The 21185-nt window shown below is 45.7% G+C and carries 21 protein-coding genes and 1 tRNA gene; 11 read left to right on the top strand and 11 right to left on the bottom strand.

Annotation, left to right across the window (positions count from 1 at the left end; genetic code table 11):
- Positions 1 to 9: 9 nt before the first annotated feature.
- The 4 genes from QXF64_02120 to cofG are packed head-to-tail and all read right to left on the bottom strand — an operon-like array spanning position 10 to position 4244.
- Positions 10 to 1119 carry a TIGR04084 family radical SAM/SPASM domain-containing protein gene (locus QXF64_02120; protein ID MEM1689291.1) on the bottom strand — a complete coding sequence of 370 codons (1110 nt, stop codon included), beginning with the start codon at positions 1117 to 1119 and terminating at the stop codon, positions 10 to 12.
- Positions 1104 to 2138 (bottom strand): AmmeMemoRadiSam system radical SAM enzyme, encoded by a 1035-nt coding sequence (gene amrS, locus QXF64_02115; protein MEM1689290.1) that lies wholly within the window; start codon positions 2136 to 2138, stop codon positions 1104 to 1106. Before amrS ends, QXF64_02120 begins: the two co-directional genes overlap by 16 nt.
- A gap of 14 nt (positions 2139 to 2152) precedes the next feature.
- The gene (cofH, locus tag QXF64_02110) at positions 2153 to 3283 is read right to left on the bottom strand and encodes a 7,8-didemethyl-8-hydroxy-5-deazariboflavin synthase subunit CofH (GenBank protein ID MEM1689289.1); all 1131 of its coding nucleotides are present in this window, start codon (positions 3281 to 3283) and stop codon (positions 2153 to 2155) included.
- Positions 3240 to 4244, bottom strand: coding sequence for a 7,8-didemethyl-8-hydroxy-5-deazariboflavin synthase subunit CofG (gene cofG / locus QXF64_02105; GenBank protein MEM1689288.1), 1005 nt, complete (start codon positions 4242 to 4244; stop codon positions 3240 to 3242). The genes cofH and cofG overlap by 44 nt, the downstream gene beginning before the upstream one ends.
- Here cofG and cofC point away from each other — a divergent pair.
- Positions 4170 to 4967 (top strand): 2-phospho-L-lactate guanylyltransferase, encoded by a 798-nt coding sequence (cofC, locus tag QXF64_02100; GenBank protein MEM1689287.1) that lies wholly within the window; start codon positions 4170 to 4172, stop codon positions 4965 to 4967. The two genes, cofG and cofC, sit on opposite strands and share 75 nt — an antisense overlap.
- On the opposite strand, the gene QXF64_02095 is transcribed toward cofC, so the two are convergent.
- On the bottom strand, positions 4932 to 5555 hold the full coding sequence (locus QXF64_02095) for a LysE family transporter (GenBank protein ID MEM1689286.1): 624 nt from the start codon (positions 5553 to 5555) through the stop codon (positions 4932 to 4934). The genes cofC and QXF64_02095 overlap by 36 nt on opposite strands.
- Before the next feature lie 69 nt (positions 5556 to 5624).
- Here QXF64_02095 and QXF64_02090 point away from each other — a divergent pair, with 69 nt between their 5' ends.
- Together QXF64_02090 and thiC are read left to right on the top strand one after the other, a co-directional pair.
- Positions 5625 to 6998: a TrpB-like pyridoxal phosphate-dependent enzyme gene (locus QXF64_02090; protein ID MEM1689285.1), complete on the top strand. Its 1374-nt coding sequence runs from the start codon at positions 5625 to 5627 to the stop codon at positions 6996 to 6998.
- 45 nt (positions 6999 to 7043) lie between these two features.
- Complete coding sequence (gene thiC / locus QXF64_02085; protein MEM1689284.1) at positions 7044 to 8327, top strand: phosphomethylpyrimidine synthase ThiC; 1284 nt, start codon at positions 7044 to 7046, stop codon at positions 8325 to 8327.
- Here the strand turns inward: thiC and sfsA are convergent.
- Positions 8310 to 9011: a DNA/RNA nuclease SfsA gene (sfsA, locus tag QXF64_02080; GenBank protein MEM1689283.1), complete on the bottom strand. Its 702-nt coding sequence runs from the start codon at positions 9009 to 9011 to the stop codon at positions 8310 to 8312. The two genes, thiC and sfsA, sit on opposite strands and share 18 nt — an antisense overlap.
- Positions 9012 to 9060: 49 nt before the next feature.
- On the opposite strand from sfsA, the gene yjjX reads away from it, so the two are divergent.
- The 6 genes from yjjX to QXF64_02050 all read left to right on the top strand — a co-directional run bounded on the left by yjjX (position 9061) and on the right by QXF64_02050 (position 15106).
- Positions 9061 to 9585, top strand: a complete 525-nt coding sequence (yjjX, locus tag QXF64_02075) for an inosine/xanthosine triphosphatase (GenBank protein MEM1689282.1) — start codon at positions 9061 to 9063, stop codon at positions 9583 to 9585.
- A gap of 49 nt (positions 9586 to 9634) precedes the next feature.
- Entirely contained in the window at positions 9635 to 10474 is an 840-nt protein-coding gene (locus QXF64_02070) for a S16 family serine protease (GenBank protein MEM1689281.1), read from the top strand.
- A 29-nt stretch (positions 10475 to 10503) separates the two neighbouring features.
- A tRNA-Arg gene (locus tag QXF64_02065) sits at positions 10504 to 10580 on the top strand.
- A gap of 52 nt (positions 10581 to 10632) precedes the next feature.
- Entirely contained in the window at positions 10633 to 12903 is a 2271-nt protein-coding gene (locus QXF64_02060; GenBank protein ID MEM1689280.1) for a hypothetical protein, read from the top strand.
- A gap of 69 nt (positions 12904 to 12972) precedes the next feature.
- A complete protein-coding gene (locus tag QXF64_02055; GenBank protein MEM1689279.1) occupies positions 12973 to 13203 on the top strand; it encodes a hypothetical protein in 231 nt (76 codons plus the stop codon).
- Entirely contained in the window at positions 13175 to 15106 is a 1932-nt protein-coding gene (locus tag QXF64_02050; GenBank protein MEM1689278.1) for a DEAD/DEAH box helicase, read from the top strand. The genes QXF64_02055 and QXF64_02050 overlap by 29 nt, the downstream gene beginning before the upstream one ends.
- A gap of 6 nt (positions 15107 to 15112) precedes the next feature.
- Here QXF64_02050 and QXF64_02045 read toward each other — a convergent pair whose 3' ends face one another.
- From QXF64_02045 to QXF64_02030, 4 genes are all read right to left on the bottom strand, one after another.
- The gene (locus QXF64_02045; protein MEM1689277.1) at positions 15113 to 15739 is read right to left on the bottom strand and encodes a cohesin domain-containing protein; all 627 of its coding nucleotides are present in this window, start codon (positions 15737 to 15739) and stop codon (positions 15113 to 15115) included.
- A 4-nt stretch (positions 15740 to 15743) separates the two neighbouring features.
- Positions 15744 to 17441, bottom strand: a complete 1698-nt coding sequence (locus QXF64_02040) for a cohesin domain-containing protein (protein ID MEM1689276.1) — start codon at positions 17439 to 17441, stop codon at positions 15744 to 15746.
- Between the two features lie 107 nt (positions 17442 to 17548).
- Positions 17549 to 18181: a hypothetical protein gene (locus tag QXF64_02035; GenBank protein MEM1689275.1), complete on the bottom strand. Its 633-nt coding sequence runs from the start codon at positions 18179 to 18181 to the stop codon at positions 17549 to 17551.
- Positions 18182 to 18185: 4 nt separating this feature from the next.
- Positions 18186 to 18677, bottom strand: coding sequence for a hypothetical protein (locus tag QXF64_02030; GenBank protein MEM1689274.1), 492 nt, complete (start codon positions 18675 to 18677; stop codon positions 18186 to 18188).
- Between the two features lie 114 nt (positions 18678 to 18791).
- Between QXF64_02030 and QXF64_02025 the strand changes: the two genes are divergently transcribed.
- Together QXF64_02025 and QXF64_02020 are read left to right on the top strand one after the other, a co-directional pair.
- On the top strand, positions 18792 to 19778 hold the full coding sequence (locus QXF64_02025; GenBank protein ID MEM1689273.1) for an adenylosuccinate synthetase: 987 nt from the start codon (positions 18792 to 18794) through the stop codon (positions 19776 to 19778).
- Between the two features lie 26 nt (positions 19779 to 19804).
- The gene (locus QXF64_02020) at positions 19805 to 20350 is read left to right on the top strand and encodes an AAA family ATPase (GenBank protein ID MEM1689272.1); all 546 of its coding nucleotides are present in this window, start codon (positions 19805 to 19807) and stop codon (positions 20348 to 20350) included.
- Here the strand turns inward: QXF64_02020 and QXF64_02015 are convergent.
- A complete protein-coding gene (locus QXF64_02015; GenBank protein ID MEM1689271.1) occupies positions 20337 to 21110 on the bottom strand; it encodes a metallophosphoesterase family protein in 774 nt (257 codons plus the stop codon). The genes QXF64_02020 and QXF64_02015 overlap by 14 nt on opposite strands.
- Positions 21111 to 21185: the final 75 nt, after the last annotated feature.

Genomic DNA, 21185 nt, shown 5'->3' with positions numbered 1-21185 from the left:
TTTTAGATTTTACGGAATGATTTCGCATCCGTTAAACTCTAGGAAATTAAAATCTTCAGGTTTTACGATATTCATCTGCAAAGCTTTCTCAATTTTTGGCAGAACACATCTCAGCGCGTTTACTAGATTTTTCACAGTTCCGCACACAATCCGGTATGCTTCCCGTGACCATCTCTTCATCACGTTGGCGTAGAGACATCTCCCACCGCAGAAGGCGAAAATTTCGCAGTCCTCGCAGAAATCTGTTGTTTTTATTTTTTCTAGGTTTAGCGGATGGCTTTGTGTAATGTGTCCTAGATAAAATCTTCGCATTCCCCACATGCTCGGGCACGGAATTATATGTCCATCTGTCTGTATGGCATAGTTTGCCCAGCCAGCACCGCATCTCAACCCTCCAGCACCGCCTGCAAATAAGGATTTCAAAACGCCGAGGAAGGGATAAATTTTATGAACTCTGCCGTGCCAGATCTCTTCTGTCCACCATTCCACGAGTTTTCTCACGCCAGGATTATACTTTTCTTCTACCCAAACTTTGAAATTCCTTTTTTCAAAGTCATTCCAGAAACCAGCGTTTAGCTGCCAGTGAACAGCGGAGAAAGAAAACTCCTGATTGTTGAGAAGCCATCTTACCTCCTCGAAAATGTCCATCGGCTCCATTACCGTCATTCTGGCAATTATTTCTCCTTCAAAACCACTCTTCGCAACATATTTCAGATTCTTCACAACTCTCCTAAAAGTTCCATCACCCCTGTTCATATCGGTGGTTTCTTCTTTCCCGTCCACCGAAACGGCGATCGTGTGGAGTTTTGCAAAATAATTTTTCCCGAGCCGGTGAAGAAGGGTGCCATTTGTTTGGATCAGAAATCTGCGTGCTGGAACTTTCTCTATGATTTCTTCAATCTTTTCGGCTTCGAGCAATGGCTCCCCACCGTAGAAAATAATTGAACAATCAGGATCTTTCGAGCAGAAGGAAGCAAGCTCACCAACATCGTATGCTATTCTTTCCGGCAGAAGAACGTCAAAATCTTCACCCGTTTCGGAAAAATCGTTTACGGCCTCTCCATAGCAATATCTACACATGAGATTACAATGAGTCGTCATTATCACATGGAAGAACATTTTGCCTCACCTATCAGAAGCACTTCTTCTCCGCAAAATTCACATCTCTTTCCTATCAAATTTACCTCCAAAACCTCAAAACCGAATCTTCTTATGAGAACACGTCCGCAGGCTGGACAATAAGTATTCTCAAATGGGTGCCCCGGGATATTTCCAACGTATGCATACATCATTCCTTCCTCCATGGCCAAGTTATGAGCCATTTCTAGTTTTGAAACGGGAGTGGGGGGAGCATCAAATCTAAAAGCCGGATAGTATGCCGTGAAATGAATTGGGGTTTCCTCCCCTGCCTCGCGCAGACATCTTTTCACGAGATTTCTCAGCTGATCTTCTCCGTCGTTTACGCCAGGTATGACCAGATTTACGATTTCGACGTGAATTCCAAGCTTTTTTGCTTCTCTGATATTTCGCCAGACGATTTCCACATCTGCTCCGCAATATTCTCTGACCGTCCGTTCATCCCCTTTAACGTCCACATTCATCGCATCGAGACCGGCCTCGACAAGCATTTTGAGAGCTTCAACGGTCATGTAACCGTTCGAAACAAATGTGTTATACAGTCCCTTTTTGCGTGCAAGTCTGAAGACGTCAAGAGACCACTCTAGCATAAGTGTGGGCTCGTTGAAAGATATGCTAGTTCCTCGACATCCTTTTTTGATCGCCAGCTCAACGAACTTTCCTGGACTTATGTAGTTTGCCTTATCCGGTTCAGGAGGAAACTTGCTTATGCTCCAGTTCTGACACCAGGGGCAAGTGAAATTGCAACTCCAACTCCCAACGGTCAGGGCTTTGCTCCCAGGCCAGAAGTGATAAAAAGGTTTTTTCTCTATTGGATTTGCAGACATCGATGAAATGTCGCCGTAGATCAACGTGTATAACTTTCCACCTATATTTTTTCTGGTTTTGCAAAAGCCAAGCTGATTTGGAGAAATGAAACAGCGTCTCTCGCATACTCCACAGCGAACGTTTTTCTCTTCCAACTGTTCATATAGTAAAGCTTCTTGGATAGTCTCTGCCATCTGAAAGATTATTCCTAACAAATTCGTATCAACCTATATGTAGTGGTTCTTTCTGCAGGTATCCTCCCAACAGCACGTGCCAGTTCCTCAAGCTCCTCAGCTTTCATGCAACGTACGTTACCTCCGGCAGCACTCGTTATATTCTCCTCCATGAGTGTTCCTCCCAGATCGTTGGCCCCAGCCATCAGAGCAGCTTTTGCTCCTTCTAGTCCAAGCTTCACGTAAGAAGTCTGGATATTTTTAAGAACATCGCCTAGGACAAGCCTAGCGACTGCATGCATTTTTATGTTCTCGCTCATACTTGGAGAACGCAAACCGGCTTTTCCAAGTGGCGTTCGTGAAGACACAAACGGTAATAAAACGAATTCCGTGAACCCACTGGTCTCTTCTTGGATTTTTCTAATCAGCAGCAGGTGTTTTGCGCGTTCTCTGTATGTTTCGATCGTTCCATACATGATTGTCGAGGTTGTCGGTATTCCTAAAGAATGGCATGCCTTAACGATTTCTGTCCATCTCTTCGTCCTCACCTTGCGCGGACATATTTTCTCTCTCACGTTGTCCGAAAGAATCTCCGCTGCAGTTCCTGGGACGGAGTCAAGTCCATGCTCCCTGAGGGCACACAAAACTTCAAAGACATCCATCCCCTCCTGCCGGCAAATATGCTCGATTTCCTCGGGGGAAAAAGCATGAATATGAATACTTTTTGAAACGGACCTTACAGAATCGAGAATTTTCAGATAATCTGAAAGTCCGAAATCTGGATGCAGACCGCCCTGCAAACACACTTCTGTAGCCCCCGCCCAAACTGCTTCAGCTGTTTTTCTCGCTATTTCTTCCGGAGAGAGGACATAAGCGTCTTCGTCATCTTTATCCCTGCGGAATCCGCAAAACATACATGAACCGATGCAGATATTCGTGAAATTTATGTTTCTATTTCTCACATAGGTGACGATGTCTCCGACCTCCAGCCACCTTTTGTAGTCTGCAATCAAGGCAATCGTTGGGAGTTCTTCAGGTTCGGAGAGCAGTAATCTACATATCTCTTTTTCAGTTAGTTGTTCATTTTGTAAAGCAACTTGGAGAATCTCGAAAAGTTCCCCATCAACCTGCTCTGTAACCGGCTTCATCAGACAAACTTCGGACAATTCTCTTCACCTCCGCAGACATAAATTGCTCATCCATCACAAACTTGGGATAAATCGGTAGACGTTCGCGCAAACGGAAACCCAGCGATTCAACGATCGTTCTCAGTTTCTCCACTTCTGGCCAGGGATTTTCAGGATTTATAAAATCTGGCGTGATTGGAGAGATCCCTCCGAAATCGTTTGCACCGGCATCTAGTATCGCAAGAACGTTTGGTGGTGACAGGTCAATCAGGTTTGGGGGAACTTGTATGGCAACATCTTCCAAAATTTCTCTAGCTTTCCTAACAGTCCATATAACTTCCGATAGAGACGGGGGCGGACAACTTTCCATAACGGTGTTTGGTTTTGGTGAGAATGGTTGGATTATCACCTCTTGAATATGCCCATATCTTTCTTGGAGCTTTTTTATCTCAAAAAGGGAAAATAAGCGATCTTTTCGGCTTTCGCCGATTCCAATTAGAAGTCCAGTCGTGAACGGGATTTTAAGCTCGCCGGCATTTCTTATCACCTCAAGTCTAATCTCAGGCCTTTTGCCTGGACTCTCTTCATGAGCTGGCAATCTGGTTGCACATTCCAGCATCAGTCCCATGCTCGCGTTATATCGGCGAAGTTTTTTCATCTCCTCGTAGGTAATTGAGCCAGCGTTTGTGTGAGGTAGGAGATTCATGTTGAGCATCATTCTGGAGATATCTACAAGATAATCGACAGTAGTTCTATAACCCAGGTCTGATAATTTGAGCGAATACGACGGATAAACTTCTGGTCTCTCCCCCAGCGTTATAAGAGCCTCACAGTAACCAGCGGCTCTTGCCCTTTCTCCGAGTGCCTTTATCTCATCAGGTTTCATCAGCCATCCATTGTGCGGGTCTCTCCTGAATCCACAATAATGACATTTGTTTCGACAGACGTTGGTGACTGGTATAAAAACGTTTCTCGAATACGTTATTGTTCGGATCTTCAAGATTCCACCCTCGTCTCATTATTAGAACTCGCGTCTGGAAAAATATTTTTGGATGATTGGATGTCTGCCCGCCCTTGGCTGATTATTCCCATAAAGGATCTCTCTTTGGCAAAGTCATCCCTCCAAAATTGCCTGAATCCTGAGGAGAGAAAAAAACTCATAATGGCGATGCTTACCGACGTGCTGACCTCAGCAAAAAGAGTTCAGAGTTTGGACAGGATATGTGTGCTCTCTCCGAATGAAGAAATACTTAAATTCGCGTCAAATCTCGGGATTCGGACAATTCGAGAACCGGGTCTATCTCTGAACCCAGCGCTGGAGTTTGCAATCAGTCGAGCAAAAGCAGAAGGAGCCGATTCAGTTTTGATAATTCCCGGTGATGTTCCCCTCATAACACCGAGAGATATAAGAGAAATTATTTCACTTGCGGAGGAAGAGAAGGTTGTCGTGATTTCGCCTTCGAAAGACAGAGGTACAAACGCGCTTCTGCTGAAACCCCCGGATGTCATTTCTCTCAAATTCGGGGGAGAGAGTTTCCCGGTACATTTAAAGGAAGCCTTCAAAACTGGCGCAAAAGTCAAGATTTACCATTCGGAATCTATCGCTTTTGACATAGACAAACCCGAAGACCTCCTCAAAGTAAAAATTGTTGCTCCACACACTCGAACAGCAGATTTCCTTTCATCTTTAGAAAAAGACAGAATACTTGACAACAAGGTATAATCCTAGCAAAAGGAGAATGACAACACATATCCGGAGGAGCAAAATTCTGATTTTTTCAACCGCTGCATGACTCGAACTTACGAGGTGGGAAACTAAGGAAAACCATCCGAAGTCGGCTGCATAGTGACCTATCAGCCAAGCTGCGACACCAGCGAAAGACGCAACAGAATATGCCTGGAGAAGAAGAGCGAAACCTACCCCCACCCACCAGAGCGGAACTGTCGGATTGAAAATGCTACTGAAGAGGACCCCTCCAACAAAAGGGTGGAAACAGGTTACTTGGATCTTGTATCTTCTGGCGCGCAAACTCCGTAGACTCGAGGAAGCGATCAAAATCAGAAGAAAACCTCCGGTTAGACCTATCGTTCTCTCCAGAAGTGGATGGGCAAGAACATAACCGATACCGGCGAGAAGTAGAAGAAGGATAACGACTTCGACTGCCAAGTGGCCTACCACAACCAATGGCCCGATCTGTCTGCCCTCCTCGGTCGATTTCGCAGTCACATAGGCGAGCAGAGGACCCGGAATTAACGCCCCGGAGAGTGCAACGAAAAAACCTATTGGAATCTGTATGAGTATCTCGAACATTTTTGCACCTTAATGAACAATTTTGAGAAATGCTTAAATATGTTTGCAAACAACTTGAATGGAGCTTCCATGGAAAGAACGAAATTCCTACTCGATGAAGAGGATATTCCAAGGTACTGGTATAACATTCAGGCGGATCTGCCCACACCTCTTGACCCGCCTCTTAATCCGAAAACAGGTGAACCCGTAAAACCAGAAGATCTTCTTGCGATTTTCCCAAAGGCGCTGATAGAGCAGGAAGTTTCACGCGAGCGCTGGATTCCGATACCTGAAGAAGTGCTGGAAATCTATCGACTCTGGCGTCCAACACCTCTTTACAGAGCCAGGAGATTGGAGCGGATGCTGAAGACCCCAGCCCGAATCTATTACAAGTGGGAAGGTGTAAGCCCGCCCGGGAGTCATAAACCGAACACTGCCGTGGCTCAGGCATACTTCAACATGAAGGAAGGTGTAGAAAGACTGACAACGGAGACAGGGGCCGGTCAGTGGGGCAGCGCCTTAGCCTTTGCAACAATGTTGTTTAACTTGAAGTGTACAATTTATATGGTCAAAGCGAGCTACAACCAGAAACCCTATCGAAGAATCTTAATGGAGATATGGGGAGCCGAATGTATACCAAGCCCGAGCAACAGAACGCAGTTTGGCAGAAAGGTTTTAGAACAAGATCCAAATTGTCCAGGCAGTCTAGGAATCGCGATCTCCGAGGCAATAGAGGATGCAGTAACTCACGAAAATACGAAATATTCTCTTGGAAGCGTTTTGAACCACGTTCTTCTTCATCAAACGGTAGTGGGACTTGAGGCGAAAAAGCAGCTGGAAATGCTTGACGAGTATCCGGACGTAGTATTTGGATGCGTTGGAGGAGGAAGCAATTTTGCCGGCTTAGTCTTTCCATTTTTGGCCGACAAGCTTAGTGGAAAGAAACCGGATCTCCGTGCCGTGTCATGTGAACCGAAAGCCTGTCCTACACTCACCAAGGGGGTCTACACTTACGACTATGGAGACACGGCGGAAATGACTCCTCTTCTAAAGATGTACACGCTTGGTCACACGTACGTTCCACCACCTATCCACGCCGGTGGTTTGAGATATCATGGTGACGCCCCTCTCTTGTGCAAATTAACAAAAGAAGGGTATATGGAAGCAGTCGCATACCATCAAACAGAAATTTTTGAAGCGGCAAGCATTTTCGCCAAAGCCGAAGGATTTGTCATTGCTCCAGAGACAGCCCACGCTGTGAAAGCCGTGATAGACGAAGCAATCCGGTGTCGCCAGACTGGGGAGGAGAAGGTCATCCTATTCAATTGTAGCGGGCACGGCCACTTTGACTTACAGGCATATGCAGAATTCTTGGAGAAAAAGTTGCAGAATTACGAATATCCTGAAGAAAAAATAAGAGAAGCCCTATCAAAGTTGCCCAAAATACCCGGGTTTTCGCAATAACTTTTATCGAGATCTTATGATGTTTTCTAGGTGTTGGGCTTGTTGATGAAAGATGCGTGTAGAGGAGAGATAACGGAAGAAATGAAGAAAGTCGCTGAGATAGAAGAAATCTCACCAGAAGTCTTGAGGAGAAGAATAGCCTCCGGCCGCGTAATCATTCCGAAAAACATCATAAGAGAAATCGAACCCATCGGAATTGGCGAAGGTCTAAAAGTGAAAGTGAATGCAAATGTTGGAACATCCCCAGACTACGTCGATCTTGAGGAGGAACTGCGTAAAGCATTGGTTGCCGTGAAATATGGCGCAGACACAATAATGGATCTAAGCATAGGTGGGGACATAGATTTGATAAGACGCAAAATTCTCCAGTCGGTCAATGTTCCCGTGGGGACCGTTCCGATTTATCAGGCGGCGATGGAGGCAACGAAAAAAGGTCAAGACATCGTCGACATGAATTCCGACGACATTTTTAATGCTATTAGAAAACACGCTGCGGATGGCGTCGATTTCGTTACCGTGCACTGTGCCCTAACACTGGACGCTCTCAAGATCGTTAAAAAGAGTGACAGAATTCTACGGATGGTCAGCAGAGGTGGATCACTTTTGGCTGCTTGGATGATTCACAACGAGAAAGAAAACCCGCTCTATGCAGAATTCGATTATCTTTTGGAAATAGCGAAGGAATACGATCTAACACTGAGCATTGGCGACGCTCTTAGGCCTGGCAGTTTGGCGGATGCAAGCGATATACCGCAGATGTTAGAGTTGCTTGTGGCAGCTGACCTCGTCAGAAAAGCGAGAAACAATCACGTTCAAGTAATGGTTGAAGGTCCAGGTCATCTCCCGCTCGACCAAATCGAGGCAAACGTGAAATTGGAAAAAGCCGTTTGTGACGGGGCACCATATTATCTACTTGGTCCGCTTGTGACGGATATCGCAGCGGGATATGACCACATCGCGGCAGCCATCGGAGGAGCTGTTGCGGCGTGGGCGGGCGCAGATTTGCTTTGTTATGTAACTCCAGGCGAGCATTTATGTCTTCCGGATGTGGAGGATGTGCGGGAAGGAGTAATCGCTGCCAAAATCGCTGCCCACGCTGCGGACGTCGCAAGAGGTTTTGGAATGAAAAGGGACGAAGAAATGTCTGAGGCGAGAAGAAGATTTGACTGGGAAAAGCAGATCGCGCTTTCGCTTGATCCCGAAAAGGCAAGAGAGATGAGGAGTAGAAAACCGCCCATACTTGATCCAAAGACGTGCAGCATGTGTTCACAGCTTTGTGCTGTCAAGCTTGCTTCCAAATATCTATCCAAGCTAGAAGACGACAGGTAGATCTGGGTTGGACAGAATAATATTTCGTCTTTTCGGGTCGAAAAGAATGTTCATTCCCCTCATTCGAACGCCAGCTCGGCTTGCTTTCTCCATAAGAAGATAAAGTTGGGGATCGGCTGTTATGTTTGGCGTTATTCCTCGGACGCCTTCCAGACTTGTAACGAAAAATATCGCAGAATTTCCGCCAGATCGAGCATAGTTTATGAGATCTTCTATTTGTTTTCTTCCCCTCTCGGTGGGACAGTCCGGATATCCGCCCAAATCGTTTAACCTCAAGACAGCACTTTTGAGCTCCACAACGAGCTCGTTTTTTCCTTCAAGCTTATAGTCTATGATTGAACTGCCGACTCTGATATTTCTTCTAGCCAACCGGTAACTCCGAAAAATGGGGATGAGACTTCTGGCGAGCGCTACCTCAAAAGCTTCCGCCTGCATTCTTGTGTCAATAACGCTTGCAAGTTTTTCCCCACTTATCGCAAACAGTCTGTAGGGAAGCTTTCCCCGTCCCCTAAGACAGTATCCTGAAGCGTTGTAAAGCAACAACTCTTCAAGCCTGCCCGTGTTATTCAGACTAGCTTTTGTCACCTTCCTCCCTATGCTTATCCTAACCGTGAATCTGTTGATTCTTTTGATTATTCTGCAGGGAAAAACTTCGGGAAGCTTCAGAAGTATGATGCCCCGCATCCTTTTCCATTAGCTCTAAATCTCCCCGAAAACAAAAAGATGAGGGAACATGATATTTGTTGCCGTGGGATCGAAAAACAGGACAAAAATAAAAGCAACGGAGAGAGCCTTTCGGAAAGCTTTCGGAAGAGTAAGAGTGGAGTCTGTGGAGATAGACTCCGGTATCTCACCACAGCCAATGACTGCGGTCGAAGCCGTGAAGGGTGCAATGAATAGGGCAAAAAAGGCGATCAAGCTTCTTGATGCAGATTTTGGAGTCGGGATAGAAGGTGGAGCTGTAAGGCTCTGCGGAAGGTGGTTTACAACCGGTTTTGTTGCTATAGTCAACAGGGAGGGCAAAATTTCGATCGGGACATCAGGATGGTTTGAGTGCCCTGGAAAGGTTGTAAAAGAACTTAAAAGGGGAATCGAGCTTGGAGAAGTTATGGAAAGATTAACAGGAGAAAAGAAAATAAAGGAAGGAAAAGGCGCAATAGGTATATTCACAAAGGGGCACGTGGATAGAACTGCCCTATATGAGCATGGAGTTTGGATGGCACTTTGCAAATTTCTCTCCCCAGAGTTCTTCAAGTGAAAAATCGCACAAATATTGCTTTTAATGATCCCAGACAAAGGTTTATCAGATGCCGAGGAAGCTCTCACACCAACGTTTCAGGAGGAAGCGAAGATATGGAGTGCTCCATCTTGTCGTAGCGTTAATTGTAGGAATGCTTACAGGAGTTTTAGCAACGTACGGATTCATGAAAATCTCTCTAACCCTGGAAGAAAAAGAGAGCAGCATAAAGACAAATCTGACCGGCTGGATAAAGAACGCCCGTGCAGCAACGATTCCGATAGTAGCTGTTGGTTCGACTGATCAGGGAGAATTTGGAGTAGTTTGTACGCTTGCCGTCAAAATAGAGCCAGGGGATGGTTACGTCTATGTCGGGATCGACCCAACGTTGGTTGGTTTCGATTTTCAAGATGCTGATAGAACTGCGATAAAAGTTGCGGCAAAACTTGCCGGATATCAGCTGGATGCGGATGGGGTTGGCTTAGCAGGTTACGATGTGAAATTTATCGTGGTTGGTCCAGGTGAAAGAGTAAGGGTGGAGGCGATCGACGGACCAAGCGCCGGGGCGGCGACCACTATTGCTTTACTTTCCGTTCTCGAAAACCGCAAGATAAAAAGCGGATACGCTATCACGGGAACAATTCAGGAGGATGGTTCGATTGGACCGGTTGGTGGAGTTTTTCACAAGGCGGCAGCTGCAGCTGAAAACGGAGCGAGAGTTTTCCTCGTCCCAAAAGGCCAGAGCAAGGTTACTGTTTACGAACGGGTTGTTGAGCAGATCTTTCCAGGATTCAGCTGGGTGAGCTACAGGCCCAAAATAATAGATCTCAATGAATATTTCGCCGGTTACGGACTATCGGTAGTAGAGGTCTCCACGATAGAGGAGGCCGCTTCTCTAATGCTCGAATGAGTTTTACTTTCAGAAAAATAGAAAAATCTGGGCCGGTGGTCTAGCCAGGAAAGGACACGGGCCTCCGGAGCCCGTGACGTGGGTTCGAATCCCGCCCGGCCCGCCACGAATACCTTCCTCGAAACGTATTTGAGAAGAAAAAATCAACAAATTTTTGAATGAGAAAAAAGCTTCTGGTGCTGGGGCTCTCTCTGCCCTTTTTCATGATACTCACAATGCTTTTCTCTGCTCCCCCTATCAGTTCCGAGCCAGTGTGGATTGAGAAAGCCCCAACCCCACAGCCGGGCGGATACGGTCAAGCCTTGGTCTCTGTAGGAAACTATATCTACATAATCAGGTGCTACGATGTCCTAGATAATGTTCATTTCTGGAGGTATGATCCATTTGCAAACGAGTGGACAGAGATAAACACGTCCATGCTACCCCAAGGTCTTTTCAGAAATGGTACCGCTCTTGCCTGGGATAATGAAAATTACATATACGCTCTGGCGGGGGCGAGATATCAGGATTCCAACCGCACAATCTTTCTGAGATATTCCATTCCTTCGAACAGCTGGGAGTTCTTGGAGAACACTCCTGGTCCACAGGGTGCGGGAGATGCTCTCTGTTGGTGTGGTTATGATGGAAGAATTTATGCGATCTTGGGAAGCTCAACACACGGAACAACTTTCGCCCGTTACAACCCACAGACCAACACCTGGCAGGTATTGGCTAACCCACCAGGTGGCACCGATGATGGTTGTTCGCTTGTCTGGACCGGCGGAGCTTACCTCTACGCTTTAAGAGGAGAATATTATGAAACTTCACCTTTGCAGGATTTCTGGAGATACAACATTGAAACAAACAGTTGGGAAAATCTTAGTCCGATACCGGATCCAGGTGGGGTAGGGGATGGAGGATCTCTCCTCTGGATTCCAACCAAGTCCGATTACATTTACGCTCTTAGCGGTGGTTCCTATCTTGAGCAGCCAGGCTATGGTTTCTACAGATATCAGATTTCGACAAATACTTGGGAGAGTCTAGAAAATCTTCCCTACCCCGTCGGCGAGTATAACGGAAACAGACTGGGTTTCGTTAACAACACCATCTTTTATTGGCAGGGTGCTCCACCAGACTGGGCCGGTGGTGGTAATAAATTCTGCGCCTATCCTCTGATAGAAATCCCATCAGTTCTGATGGTAGTTCCGGAAAATTCAACCATAATGCCAAACTGCTGGTTTAACGTGACAGTTACTGTTTGGGAAGGAGAGATGGAGCTCGAGAACATATATCTCGTAGCACATGAAAATTCGCTCAGCCATACAGCGTCAGACAACATCAGAAATCACTACACATGGAGTGCTTCAAAGAGCGCGGGAGCTTGGCAGTTTAGTTGCCCACTTGGGTCTGCTTACATAGACACATCTGGATGTTCAGTCTTAGAGAATTCTGAAACCAAGACATACACTGCAATCTTTAGGGTGAAACTTTCAAAAATCGCGGCTCCGGGAATGTGGAATCTATACGTCAGAGCCGTCGATAACACCGGTCTAGATAACTATTTGGAGAATATCAACGCGATTATGGTTCAGGTCTACCTCGAGATGTCTTTGAGCACATACACCCTCTCCTTCAGCGGCTACAAAGGACAGAGCGTTTACGCAACCCAGAGTCCGATGACGGTTATTGTGTCCTCAAACAGAAACTTCACGATTAAGGTCAGAGCGGCCGGGGATTTCACGTCTGACGGATACACGATATCTGCCAGTGCGGCCAAGGCGATCGGCGGTAGAACCGTATCACTGAGCACCATCTACGAAAATGTTTGGAATAACATCCAATATGGCGAAAATATGCAGAAACAGATAGAGTGGAGATTAGATATTCCAAGCAACGTAGCGGCCAGAAACTATACAAACACTTTCTATGTTAGAGTAGAAACCTTGCCAGAGCCGCCATTACAACTCGTCCAGAACCCAAGCTTCGAGCAGACCGGTTACTGGAGTTTTGGAACCAACGCTTCTAGGTCTAGCGAAAGGGCAAGAACTGGTAGTTACTCCGCAAAGCAAGTGGTTAACTCCTCCTCGTATACCGCGTATGTGACCTCAGACAATATCACGAGCTTCATCCCTGGACAAACGTATTATCTAGCCGGGTATTACTACCTCGTAAATCCAGGAGGAGGGGCAAGTCCAAGCCAGTACACTCTATTCATCAGAGTAAGATGGTATCCATACTGGGAGAATGATGACGGTTATGTGCAGACACCGAGTAGCGGTTTTGCATCAACAGCCTTTGATAGTTGGACTTTGGTATCTTTCCAAGTAACGGCTCCACAAAATGCGGTTAGGGCGCGCGTTTTCATTACTGCTAGATACACAACTGGGCAGACACCTCCCGCTACGAGTGCATACTGGGATGACATCTGGCTATCCACTCAACCCCCGTGAAAAAGATCGGGCAGATATCCGCCAGTGAGTGTAAATCTTTTAGCAACCCAAATCTAGATAATGAATAGAATGAGGAAGTTGTACTTGTGTTCCCTTTGTGCATATAAGGATTCGCCGGATTGTAGCAGACTTGAAAGACTGATACAGAGTACTTCTGTCTCCAGTTTATCTTATCTCAGACTCTTCAAGGAATTTAGATCTATGTGCATAAGGGGACAGAAATGGTGGACGGAAAAAGAAAAGGACGAAGCATTAGAGGAGCTGGAGAAACTTGAAAGGACGTCACGGGAGAGATTTTGATCAGCTTGAAGAAAAATTTCTAGAGGGAATAGGAGAACCCTCGCCATCTGCTTTCGTACCTTCACCTTTCCAAGAGGAAGCTCTGAGATGCGTTCTTCAGAAAGACACTATTGTCGTTGCACCGACTGGAAGCGGAAAAACTTGGATTGCGGAGCAGGCAATCAGAAGTTTCATCAAACTAGGCAAAGAGTGTTGGTATACCACGCCCCTTAAAGCCCTTTCTAACCAAAAGTATGACTACTTCAAGAGAATTTTTGGGGAAGAGAATGTAGGTCTTCTCACCGGAGAGAGAAAAGAAAATCCAACTGCTTTCATAATCGTCGCCACCACAGAGATCCTCAGGAACTCTCTTTATGGCGAGGGAAAACCACCCGATTTTGTCGTCTTGGACGAAGCCCACTACATCGCAGATCCTGAGCGTGGTGTTACGTGGGAAGAAATCATAATCCTTTCTCCCTCAGAAACACGTTTGCTACTTCTCTCAGCTACCATCTCAAACTCAGATGAACTGGCTGAGTGGATGGGAAAAGTCCGGGGTGAAGAGCCTAGCCTAATAAGGGTTGACGAGAGGCCAGTTCCCCTCAGATATGGTTTTTTACATGCTGGCGGCTGGGTTCTTCCGCTGAGAGAAAAAATCATCGGCAAACTCGGCGATAGGGATGCTAGAGTGCCCTTTAATCCGGTAAAAATCGTTTCAATCTTAAAAGAAAAGGATCTCATACCAGTTATCGTTTTCCTTCCGCGCAGAAGAGACTGTGATGAAGCCGTGAGGACCTTCCGCGGGCAAAAATGGATTGGCCGGGAAAGACGGATGGAGATCTTTGCTCAGGTCGCGGAGGAAACGCCAGTTTTATGGGACCATCCCCTCTTAGAGCAGCTCATAGATGCCGGCGTGGCACCACACCATGCTGGCCATTTGACTGGCTGGAAGGTTGCTGTGGAAAGAATGCTTTCGGCCGGTCTCATCCAAGCAGTCTTTGCAACGACAACTCTCGCCGCTGGGCTCGATGTTCCGGCAAGAACCGTTGCTCTCCCGACGGTTATGACAAGAGATGAGAGTGGCACTCGCCTTCTCACACCGCTTGAATTCCATCAGATGAGCGGAAGGGCTGGCAGAAGAGGAAAAGATAGGGTAGGTTTTGTGATTTTTGTCCCGAGAGAAAAAAGAATGCTGTATGACGCCGTCTCGCTCTCCAAATCTCCGCCGGAACCTCTGAAATCCGCCTTCTCTGTTGCATATTATCAGATTTTGAGTCTACTTGGCAGACACGGTCTTCAGGGAACTATCAAAATCTTCGAAAAAAGCCTTTTGTTTTACCAAATGTCAAAACTCGGCAGAAAGAAGGAGAAAAAAGTTAGAAACCTGATGATGCAGGAGTTTGGGAGGAGAATAAACATTCTGAAGTCTCTTGGATATCTGACAGATTCTCTAGAGTTGACAGAAGATGGGGAGTGGGCCTGTATGATAACTCACGCATCTTTTCTCTATCTTGCGGAGTTTGTAAGAAGGGGCCTCTACCGCGGGCTTTCTCCAGCCGCTCTAGCAGGAACTGTTGCAGCACTCATTGGGGAAAGGTCACCCAGACGTAAGCTGGCTCTCCTTGATATTTCGCGTGTAATCGGTTTACTCCGCGACATCTGGAGGATGGAGAAGAAAGCGGGGATCTACAGCGAGAGACCTTCTTTAGAGGCAGCTCGTGGAAGAGCCAGTTGCGTCTATATGTGGGCCTCTGGAGCCAAGTGGCAAGAAGTGGTCGAGCTCTCCCGCATGGAGGAAGGCGATCTTCAGAGATTGATTCTGCAGACAGCCGAAGCGCTACATCAGCTTGAAGGTTTATCATTGCCGATTTCCTCTTTAGCCAAGGAAGCAAAAAAACTCATCCTTCGGGAACCCGTGATATGATGGAATTCAAATACTTTCCCAAACGGTTGGCTCTCTCGATTTTTTTCTTTGACCAGAACGTCTGCGAAACAGCAAAAATATGAGAACTAACAATACAATAACAATTGTCACGACTAAAAAAACTAGCCAGGGGGCAATACCGCTTGTGAAAACCTTAACCGAACCACCCTGAACGTTTACCTCTACCTGTTCTCCAAGCGGATTACCGGCAATCACATCAAAAAGGGTAATTGTTGATTGTCCGGTTTTCTTTGCCCGAAATCTAACAATTGCCAAAGTTCCATTCTCCGAGCTTCCGCCCTCTCCCAACACCACGCACACGACGTCTCTTAAAACTCCCGCCGTTCTGTCCACATCCCCCTCGTAGAAGTACGTGTTTAAACCATACTTCCTGAAGAAATTTCCCTCTCGTATGGCAAGAAAGTCAAGAACCGATGAATCGTAGCCGATAGAAAACTGATAGCCCGCTATTTTGGTGGAAGGGTTTGCCACTATTTCTATTTCGAAGACCTTTCCATTTTCTACATTAACTTCTTTAGGTTTTACGTAAACCCTCGTAATTTCGGCTTGACAGAGGGGCTGAGAGATGAGAATAATCAGTATGGCAAGCGCAAATAACCAGCATGTTTTCAACCTTTCATCCTGTCCAATGCTGTCCAATGAGGATGAGGTCAAGCACGTTTATTTTTCCGTCTTTGTTTATATCCTCAGCTATCCAACCAGCAGGACCGGTTTGTTTCCATTTAGATATCACAGCCAGCATGTCCTGAATGTTTACTTTTCCATCCCGGTTTACGTCCCAAGGAGCATATGCTTCTACAGTAACGACTGCCCCCCTAAGTGTTACTGGAAGAACCTGTCCGTTCTCATCTCCAAGGATAACATCCTCAAGCCAGAGCTGTGATGTCCCCTGATTATCCTTTGCTTTTAATTGCACTGTCGCAAAAACTCCGGGGGAGTTGGCAGATCCGTTGATCCGTACACCGGTGATTTCAATTTTTCCCGTCGTGTTATCCAAGGAAATCACTTGGAAGAAGCTACTGGCTCCTCCTTGCTTCAGGAAGTCACCCTCGGTTACATCGAGAACTCCCAGAATCTGTGGATTGAACCTCAATGTACACTGAACGCCAGCCACACCAGTCACTGGAATGATTCCGATTTGTACGGAAAAGTTTTCCCCGGTTCTGACGTTTTGATTTTCTGGAAATATTCTTACGATAGTGTTGTCGACAGGTTGCTGAGGGGCATTCTCGTTTTCACGAATGAACCTAACGAGGTCTATATAAACTGTTCCAGAGTTCGGTGGTAAGTCCATGACAAAGTTTACCATGGCGAGGCTCGTCAGACTAACTCCAGAGAAGCTAGAAAGGTCCAATCTGAATTCCTTCCAAGAGGAAGTAATCCCACTGATAACCTGTTTCGATACTTTGTTTGAACTATCCTTCAACTCCACCCTGAATGATTCACCTCCGCTTGCTCCTTTTACATACATGCTGAGATACTTGTAATCAGAAACATCGACACCATGTTGGTCGGGGTGCAAGAAACTCCAGTAACCGACCCAACTGGAGGTTCCTCGATTGTATGTGAGTTTCAGACAACCGAGCCCCTCATACGCTCCGCCGACATACTCTTCCGTGATCCACTCAGGACCACCATTTGGATCTGGATCCATTATCCCGCAGCCACCACCTAGATTGTTTGGCCCACTTCCGTCGTTGTAATCGTCAACTATTAGACCGGCTGGTAGACTGCGGGCTGGAGAATCTGTGGTGAAGGTTATTTTGTCCAGATGTACGGTCCCCTGCCACGGGGCCCTGTCGAAGACGATGTTGAGCTGTTTTACATTGCCGAGGTCCACTACGCTGGCGAAATTGTAAAGGGGAATTACAAGCTTCTGCCAAGATGTAGTCGCCCCACTCTCGAAACCTGGAACGAGTGTTACATATATCGCACGATATCTGTTGTTTGTGTCTTTCATTTCGACCTTGAAGATTTCCCCCCCGCTTGCGCCCCTTACCCACATCTGGAGATCCGTATATCCTCTAAGATCGTATCCCACTTCATCCGATCGGAAGAAACTCCAATAGCCGGCCCATTGATTTGGTGGAAGATTATACGTAAGTGCTAGAGCCCTGCCCTCGTATCCTTGCACAAAGCTAATAGTGGGGTCGTGATTTCCATCATATGACATCGCTCCAGCAGCGCCCCCAGTGTTGGTACCAAGAGTCTCATCGTTGAAATCGTCATAGATGAGCTCGGGCGCCGATATCAGCGGAATCATGAGTAATAAAGTCGCTAAGCTTGCAAACACTATTGCTGTGGTTTTCTCCATCGAGCAAAACTCGGAATGGGGACTTAAAAACAGCCAAAAACTGTGGGATTTTCCGCAGATTTACGAAAATATTAAGTAGATCTCGCTGCCTCAGAAGAAATTATAAATTATTTTTTCTTTTCGACCTTTTCCTTTTTAATCTCCTCCTTCTCCAAGAATCTTCGATGGTAAATTCTAGAAGCTATACCGACACCAGCAGTAATAACCGCCAATAGAAACGCCATCTGGAATCCGGTCCTTATCTCTGTGCTAACAGTAGCATCTCCTGTTACGATTGCAGACTTGGAACTTCCTGAGAGAAATGGCACATTTATTTTGATCTGTAAACCTCCTTCAGTACCCTCTCGAATCATGCCGGAAACTATCTTTGGAAGCACCGCGTTAGCAAAGATGGTCCCAACGATCAGTATGATGATTAGAGTTAGTATACCCCAGAATGGTTTCATTACTCCAAACCTTAGCAGTTTGGCGGACCACCAACGGTCAGCGAAAAGAGAAGCCAAAATCGAAAACACGCCAGCGATCATGAAGGTTATTTTTGAAAATAGCAAAATATAATCAACGAGCACAGAACGTACTGAAACTCCAACAACTTTCACATCAAAGTTGAAGGGAGAAATGGCTACCGAGGCGGCATTGTCACCTACCTTCAGCATCCACCAGCTGCCCGCAAATGGCAGCACGATCATAAGAACCCCAAAGACAACACCAAACCAGTTAATCGCGTTTTTCCTCTTCATGGTTTCACTTCCTCGGTTTTATTTCAAGTGTTACGCCAAGTTTTTCAACAACTGCAAGTTTTAATTCGGTCTCAACGCTTTTTCCTCTTGGATCCTCCGCCACGACACCGACTAGGTGAAATCTTGTATTTTCATATGGAGTGATCTTGACTCTGTTCTCCTGCATGCTGAGCGAGGTTGAATGACCATCGTAATTCACAGAAACTTCAAGTTCTAGAATATCGAAAGAGAACTTCATTCTGGAATATATCATGACAGGTATTCTTGCGAACTTTGTGGCTTCGTTATATTCAATAGCGCCCTCATCGACGCTTAATTCTAGATTTTCGAAATTTAGACCAGAAAACTTTTCCTCAATTTCTTTAATTTCATCTTCTTGGATCAAAGTTTTCTTGAGATCCCAGTTGCTCGCAGAAAACGCAATTAGAATCGGCCCTAAGATAAGAAATATTGAGAGAAGTCGAAGACCAATCCCGAGTAAAACCTCGGCTCTCATTCTCCCCAAACATTTCTGTACCACAATTTAAACATTTTACGAATTCTTAATCTGCAGACTGTTTTTAAGAGCTAAATGAAATAAAATGAGGGGATACATCTGCCATCCACGATTGTGGTAGGAGGACAGTGGGGTGATGAAGGCAAGGGCAAAATGGTGGCATACCTCGCTCTTCGAGATAAACCCGACATCGTTGTTCGGGCTGGTGTCGGTCCAAATGCCGGACACTCTGTGTTGTATGGCGGAAAAAAATATGGGCTACGCCAAGTCCCCTGCGGTTTTGTCTATGAAGGTGCCCGTCTTTTGATCGGTCCTGGAGTCTTGGTTAATCCACAAATCTTTTTGCAAGAGGTCGAAGAAACTAAGGTCAAAGACAGGATAGGAGTAGACAACAACTGTGCTATAATAGAACCCAAGCATATAGAAGAAGACAAAACTTCTGCACATTTAAAAGGTAAAATCGGAACCACCGGGACTGGCTGCGGACCCGCAAATGTTGCTAGAGTTAACCGGACGGCTAAACTCGCTCGTGAAATCCCAGAATTATCTCCTTTCCTTTGTGACGTACCATTAGAAGTTAACGAAGCAATAAAGAAAGGAAAGTTTGTGATAGTTGAAGGTTCACAGGGTTTTGGTCTTTCCTTGGTTCATGGCACATATCCCTATGTCACAAGCAAAGACACTACGGCGAGTACCTTTGCGGCAGATGTTGGTTTAGGCCCAACTCGCGTCGATGATGTTATAGTCATATTCAAAGCTTACACAAGCAGAGTTGGAGAGGGACCATTTCCGACTGAAATTCCACAGGAAGAAGCCGAGAAAATGGGTATAGTCGAGTTTGGAACAGTAACCGGCAGACGTAGAAGGATCGGTCTTTTTGACTTCGAGTTGGCGAGGAGAGCCGTCATGATAAACGGCGCAACACAAATCGCGATTACTTGTATTGACAGACTCTTCCCATCTGCCAAGGGGGCAAAGAAATGGGAAGATTTACCAAGAGAAGCGAAAGAATTCATTAGAAGAGTGGAGGAAGTGACGGAAACCCCTGTCACATTGATTTCGGTTGGTCCGGAAATCTTTGATGTAATAGACCTGAGATAAAAGTTTCGGTGAGCATTTTGAAACGTATGATAATCTCTGTCACAGGCACGCCCGGAACGGGTAAAACTACGTTTAGCAGAGAACTTGCAAAACGTTTAGGTGCACACCTGCTGGACCTTAATCGATTTGTAACTTCACTCGGTATCTACGAATTGGATGCTGAGGGAACCAAGGTTGTGAATTTGCGAAAGATGAAGTCGGAATTCAGAAAATTTGTAAGAAAAACCAGAAGAAATCTCGTAGTAGATGGACTTCTTTCACATTTTCTCCCTTCCACGCTTATAACGCATGTCATAGTTTTGCGTACCCATCCGCGCGTTCTGGAGAAGCGTCTTAGAAAACGTGGATTTAAGGGAAAAAAGCTTGAAGATAACTTAGAGTCCGAAGCCTTGGACATTATTCTTTGGGAGGCAGTGAACATTCATGGAGAAGACAAGGTTTATGAAATAGATACAACGAGAAAATCCTTGAAAAAAAGCGTCAGCGATTTCTTGATGGCATTGAAGGGAAAAAAAGATCTCCGACCTGGAAAGATAAGCTGGCTGGAAGAATATTTCCTCAAAGAAAGATGATTTTTTCATTGATTTTTGTTAAATCGAATTTCTCGTATGGATTTATTCGGAGCAAAAAGGGTTTTCCACCATAGACACTAGTTGTGCTTAGAGTTATTACTCGTCCTCCTTGCTCTAAAAAAGGACCTTCAGAAGCTTTCATTGGTTCATGACTGCGAACAAGGAACTTCACATCAAGTGATTTGAGAACGCAATCTGTGATGTCTGGGCCAAAGAGTATACCGGCTCCTCGCGGATTGGGAAATTCACCAGGGAGATCCGTTGGGTCGCTCCAAAGTATGCATTCTTCTATTTTTCTGTTTGGAGCTTTCAAATCATTGAGACTTTTGATTCTTCCACAAATTCCACCATGCACACAAAGTGCAAGACCAGGAATTACAAAGGCGATTGAAAGTTTGTTCAAAAAATTTTTCTCGAAAATTGGAAAAAAATCCTCCCATTTGACTTTTCTCTTCATTTTAACTTCCCATCCAAAATCCCAAGGATGAAAAGTTGGTGAACCATTCACGTAATCTTCGTGATTTCCTTTAAGTGCCACAACTCTGGGGCCGATCATCTCGGTCAGAGTTTCTATTACTTCCAACCCCATGTCTCCTCGATCCGCATAGTCACCTAAGAAAATCAGTATGCTATCCGGAGTTTCTTCAAAAATTTCCAAGGCTCTCTTGAATGCATTAAAATCTCCGTGAATATCACCAGCGATCAGCACATTTTTGCATTCGCTTTTGAGCACGGAGACTCTTCCGAGTTTAGATATCACAAAACTTTCTTCAATCGAAAAGGATATAACCCCTAACTGTAGAAAGGTAATTGGCTAGGCCAGAGGCGATGGGGA

The sequence above is a fragment of the Candidatus Hadarchaeales archaeon genome (assembly GCA_038823825.1).
Classification (GTDB): domain Archaea; phylum Hadarchaeota; class Hadarchaeia; order Hadarchaeales; family Hadarchaeaceae; genus JAVZGN01.
This window is presented reverse-complemented; position numbering and strand designations above follow the sequence as displayed.